Source organism: Janthinobacterium agaricidamnosum NBRC 102515 = DSM 9628 (genome assembly GCF_000723165.1).
GTDB classification, from domain to species: Bacteria; Pseudomonadota; Gammaproteobacteria; order Burkholderiales; family Burkholderiaceae_D; genus Janthinobacterium; species Janthinobacterium agaricidamnosum.
This window is the reverse complement of the sequence record NZ_HG322949.1, coordinates 4,537,710-4,542,464: the sequence shown is the minus strand read 5'-3', so window position 1 is coordinate 4,542,464 and position 4,755 is coordinate 4,537,710. Positions and strand designations below refer to the sequence as shown.

The 4,755-nt window shown below is 56.8% G+C and carries 5 protein-coding genes and 1 pseudogene (1 of these 6 cut by a window edge); all 6 read left to right on the top strand.

Annotated features, from left to right (window positions below):
- A pseudogene (locus tag GJA_RS19555) lies at positions 1-919 on the top strand (DUF2345 domain-containing protein); the annotation flags it as partial.
- Between the two features lie 12 nt (positions 920-931).
- On the top strand, positions 932-1,825 hold the full coding sequence (locus GJA_RS19550; protein ID WP_061301698.1) for a DUF4123 domain-containing protein: 894 nt from the start codon (positions 932-934) through the stop codon (positions 1,823-1,825).
- Positions 1,822-2,451, top strand: a complete 630-nt coding sequence (locus tag GJA_RS19545; RefSeq protein ID WP_038495596.1) for a DUF3304 domain-containing protein — start codon at positions 1,822-1,824, stop codon at positions 2,449-2,451. The genes GJA_RS19550 and GJA_RS19545 overlap by 4 nt, the downstream gene beginning before the upstream one ends.
- On the top strand, positions 2,448-2,840 hold the full coding sequence (locus tag GJA_RS27520) for a hypothetical protein (protein ID WP_144241598.1): 393 nt from the start codon (positions 2,448-2,450) through the stop codon (positions 2,838-2,840). Before GJA_RS19545 ends, GJA_RS27520 begins: the two co-directional genes overlap by 4 nt.
- Positions 2,841-2,878: 38 nt before the next feature.
- Positions 2,879-3,508 carry a DUF3304 domain-containing protein gene (locus tag GJA_RS19535; RefSeq protein ID WP_167541136.1) on the top strand — a complete coding sequence of 210 codons (630 nt, stop codon included), beginning with the start codon at positions 2,879-2,881 and terminating at the stop codon, positions 3,506-3,508.
- Positions 3,505-4,755, top strand: the 5' portion of a protein-coding gene (locus GJA_RS19530; protein WP_081905497.1) for a T6SS phospholipase effector Tle1-like catalytic domain-containing protein. 24 nt of this gene lie beyond the right edge of the window; the window shows 1,251 of its 1,275 coding nt (coding positions 1-1,251); the start codon lies at positions 3,505-3,507; its stop codon lies beyond the right edge, outside the window. The genes GJA_RS19535 and GJA_RS19530 overlap by 4 nt, the downstream gene beginning before the upstream one ends.

Below are 4,755 nucleotides of genomic sequence, written 5' to 3'. Positions count from 1 at the left end.
TTGAAAAGCAGCTTGGCGGCCAGCGAATTGAATTTGGGTCACTTGATACACAGCGCCGACAATTACCGCGGCAGCCTGCGCGGCAGCGGCGCCGAATTGCGTACCGACGCGTATGGCGCAGTGCGTGCCGGCGCCGGTTTATTAGTGTCGAGTTATGCGGTTACGCATGGCGCGGCGCGATCCGGCCGGCGACAATGCCCCCGGCATCGCGCTGCTGAAACAGGCAGTGGTGCTGGCAGAGACCTTCGGCAAGGCCGCCAAAACCCATCAGACGGTGGCCTGCAGCGAGAATGTGGCGCCGTTAAAAGCGTTGCTGGCAAGCGTATCCGGCATGCATGACATGGACGGCAGCGAAGTCCCGCACGTCAAGGACCCGATCATCGCGCTGTCGGCCCAGGCGGGATTGGGTCTGGTGGCCGGGCAAAACATGCAGATGAGCAATGGCGAGACAGTGGCCCTGATGAGCGGGCTGGACAGCCAGTTCATCGGCGGCGGCCAATGGCGGGTGCACACCGGGCAGGCGATCGGTGTGCTGGGCGGCGCGGTCCAGGCCGGCGACGACAATGTGGGCCTGCAATTGATCGCGGCCAGGAACACGATTGAATTGCAGGCGCAAAGCGATGTGATGAAGATCCAGGCACGCGACGAAATCGATGTGATCAGCGCCAACGCCCACATCGACTGGGCGGCGGCGAAAAGCATCAGCCTGTCGACGGCAGGCGGGGCGAATATCACGATTGCAGGCGGCAATATCACGGTGCAATGTCCGGGCAAGATCATCATCCATGCTGGGAAGAAGGCGTTTACCGGGCCGACGCGTTTTGCGTATCCCTTGCCGAAAATGCCCCACTCGGTATGCAAGCGCTGCAAGCGCAGCGCCGCCGCTTCGGGATCACCATTTTCCATGGTTGAAGAATAAGCGAGCACGGACATGAACATTAATTCTTACCCGCCGGATTGGTATGTTTCTCTGGATCGGCAATTGCAGGCTTTGCAGCATGAATTTCCTGATGCACATATTTATGCCTTGGTGGATGGGGTCTTCGATGAAACCTGCTATCCCTTGCTCAAGCGCGCCGCGAATTTGCCATCGAATTTGCCCTATATAGCATTATTCGCACAAACGTCGGGCGCCGACGAAGAGACGCTGGGACTTTCTCCATTGCTGGTGCAGTTTGCCGATGCGGGGAGCGTGACATGGAAGCTGCTCTTGAAAAAGACCGATGGCCATCCCTCGCTCAGCTTGATTGTCACGCCTGAATCGCTGGCACAGTTGGCGGCCCGTTTGCTGCCATGGTGCATGGTTGACGCTGACGGTCATACCTTGCTCCTGTCATTTGCCGATACGCGTATTCTGCCGGAACTCTGCAAGATATTGACGGTGCAGCAACTCAGTCAGCTTTGCGGACCCGCATGCCATTGGCAATACGTCAGGCGCACAGGCGAATGGGATGTATTGGCCTTGCCGGTAGCGGCGCTGCCAGCCGCCGGCCAGGTATCGCTGGACGCACGGCAATGCGCGCGATTGATGACTGTTTCGGAAGCCGATGGCATCCTGTTTCAAGTACGGGCGAGCCGCCCCGATTTGCTGAGCGGCCACACGCCGGAACGCGCTCATGACTTGGTGCAATATTGGCTGGGCTGTGCCGACCATGCTCAGATTGCGGGCAATCCGGGTCGCCTGGATGTATGTCAGCTGGGGCTGAAGAACCCAGGCTTGCAAGGGCAGCCGCAGCTTGCGCAATGGCTGGCCGAGCCGTCCAGGGCACAAACAGTCGACGCTTTGCTGGAGCAATGGACGTCAGGAAAAGAGGTTCTGTCATGAATGCCCGTATCCGGCATGGCGCATTAACGCTGCTTCTGACGGCGATATTCTTCGCTGCACCCACTGCCGCGATAGGCGGCGGCATCCAGTCGCTCAATTACTCGCCGCGCGAGGTTGGCTATATCGCGGTGGAAAACCCCGGCAACACCAACAGCGGCGGCGGTGGCGATGCGCTCAATCCATATTCCGGGGGCGGCACGATTTGCTGCTTCGAGGTTCCTGAAAAATGGCATCCGGACTTGCAAGTCGTGGTGGCCTATCAGTTTTATCCTGATCCGACCATGCACAGGGAAACCGTTACTATTCCACCGTATCCGAAAGGCGAGGCCGGCGACATATGGCTGATTGTGTATGAGGACAGCAGTGTCGGCGCGGTGGTGTCGAAATATGGTCCGAGCTTGCCGGAATGGCCGGGGAAAGTGAAAGGCTATCCGGTGCCGTCGAAGGAGTATCGGATGGAACGCCGGAAAGAAAAGATAGAAAGGGAAAAGGAGTGGTTGCATGGTATGGAGACAGCCCTCCAAGGGGATACCAGTAATTTATCCGCGGTCGAACTGCAAAGACTAAAGTCAGCAATTGAGTCGACGAAAAAAATTATCCAATACTTGGAAGGGCGTAATCCATGACCGCTTTTTTAGCTGATGTTTATCCTCTTGTTAAAAATGATCCAGCAAATTTTTCTCATTTCTTTGACCAGGGACAAGAGGCTCCGATCCTCAGGGAATTTATTCTCAGCCGGGAATGCCCCATCCCCGGCTTCCCTCCCGCATGCATCGCCAACCTGTTTTTCGGCTTCTTTTTCGACGGCCCCAACAACAATCTGAAGCGGGATGTGCCGCTGCATGCGCACAGCAATGTGGCCCGTTTGTACCGTGCCTTTCCGGGCGGTAAGGACGCGCATGGCAGCGATGCGTGGCCGGAACTGGAAACGACCTATCACAAGAGCTTTTTCCGTACCTATGTGCCGGGTGTCGGCACCCGTTTCGATGAAGCGGGCGATAGCGGTGGCGATTGATAAGAATGAAGCAATGTATCTTGGAAAAGGAGTCTGTCATGTTGGTTTTTAATTGCCGCAGTGCCTTGATGCTGGTCCTGGCGGCTGCCTTGTCTGTTATCCCGGCTGCCGCGATGGCAGGCGGCATCCAGTCGCTCAATTACTCGTCGCGCGAGGTTGGCTATATCGCGGTGGAAAACCCCGGCAACACCAACAGCGGCGGCGGTGGCGATGCGCTCAATCCATATTCCGGGGGCGGCACGATTTGCTGCTTCGAGGTTCCGGAAAAATGGCATCCGGACTTGCAAGTCGTCGTGGCCTATCAGTTTTATCCTGATCCGACCATGCACAGGGAAACCGTTACTATTCCACCGTATCCGAAAGGCGAGGCCGGCGATATATGGCTGATTGTGTATGAGGACAGCAGTGTCGGCGCGGTGGTGTCGAAATATGGCCCGAGCTTGCCGGAATGGCCGGGGAAAATCAAAGGCTATCCGGTGCCGACGAAGGAGTATCGGATGGAGCGCCGCATGGAAAAATTGCAGAGAGAGAAAAATACGCTACTTACCATGGAACGAGGGCTACGTCGAGACGCGGCCACTTTATCAACTGAGCAGGTAGAGGGGATAAAGGGAATAATTGAATTCCAGAAAAAATTGATTGAGTACCTGGAGAAGAATAATCCATGACTGCATTTTTAACTGAGGCTTACCCTGCTGATAAAAGTGATCCATCAAATAAAGAGTATTTTTTTGATGTGGATAGTCAATTATCAACATTGCAGGAATTTATTCTTAGCCGGGAATGCCCCATCCCCGGCTTCCCTCCGTTATGCATCGCCAACCTGTTTTTCGGCTTCTTTTTCGACGGCACCAACAACAATCTGAAGCGGGATGCGCCGCTGCATGCGCACAGCAATGTGGCCCGTTTGTATCGTGCCTTTCCGGGCGGTAAGGACGCGCATGGCAGCGATGCGTGGCCGGAACTGGAAACGACCTATCACAAAAGCTTTTTCCGCACCTATGTGCCGGGTGTCGGTACCCGTTTCGATGAGGTCGGCGATAGCGGCGAAGGTTTCAGTCCCTTCACCAGCGACCGCGCGCGTGGCCTGGCGTTCGCTTACAAGGGGGAAAACCGCATCATCTGGGCCTTGGTCGAAGCGGTCAACAATCTGTACAGGTATTACACCGATACGCCGCTGGTGGACAATGCGAGGTTCACAAAAGAATTTAATAAACTGAAGCTGCCCAGCGGCGTGCGGCCGTCCAGTGGGTTGACTGCCGCCTTCACCGCCATCCTGGAAGAACTGCACGACAAGCTGAAGCCTTTCGTGCCGGCCGACATGCCTGGCAAAAGCCGCGATAAAGGCCAAGTGCAAGCGATATTCGTGTCGATGTTCGGTTTTTCGCGCGGTGCGGCGCAAGCGCGATCCTTTGCCAACTGGTTTATCTGGCTGTGCCAGCTCGACGCAAAACTCAGTAACCGCCAGGCCGTCAAGCAGCCCCGAACCTTGAGCCTGGGCACGATCGATATCACCTTCGATTTCCTGGGCCTGTTCGACACCGTCGCGTCGGTGGGACTGGCCGCATCCTCGCCTGTGCTGAGCGTCGTCGTCGACGGTCACGGAGCATGGTCGGATACGGAAGTGTCGTTGCGGATACCGACCAATCCGGGGCCGACCGCATGCCTGCACCTGGTGTCCGGACATGAAATAAGGCGTTCTTTTCCGCTCGATTCGGTGGCTTACCTGGGCAATACGCCGCCCAATTGCAAGGAGATTGTGTTTCCTGGCGTGCACTCCGATATCGGCGGCGGTTATTCTCCGCTGGACCAGGGCCGCGGCACCGATCCGCAAGGCGGCGACTTGATCTCGCGCATGACGCTGGCGATCATGTACCGCGCCGCCCGTCTGGCAGGGGTGCCGCTGAAACTGGAA

What these genes read in the sequence shown, in the direction of transcription:
- GJA_RS19550 (WP_061301698.1), top strand. Translation starts at nt 932, where the DNA reads ATGAACATTAATTCTTACCCGCCGGATTGGTATGTTTCTCTGGATCGG.
- GJA_RS19545 (WP_038495596.1), top strand. Translation starts at nt 1,822, where the DNA reads ATGAATGCCCGTATCCGGCATGGCGCATTAACGCTGCTTCTGACGGCG.
- GJA_RS27520 (WP_144241598.1), top strand. Translation starts at nt 2,448, where the DNA reads ATGACCGCTTTTTTAGCTGATGTTTATCCTCTTGTTAAAAATGATCCA.
- GJA_RS19535 (WP_167541136.1), top strand. Translation starts at nt 2,879, where the DNA reads ATGTTGGTTTTTAATTGCCGCAGTGCCTTGATGCTGGTCCTGGCGGCT.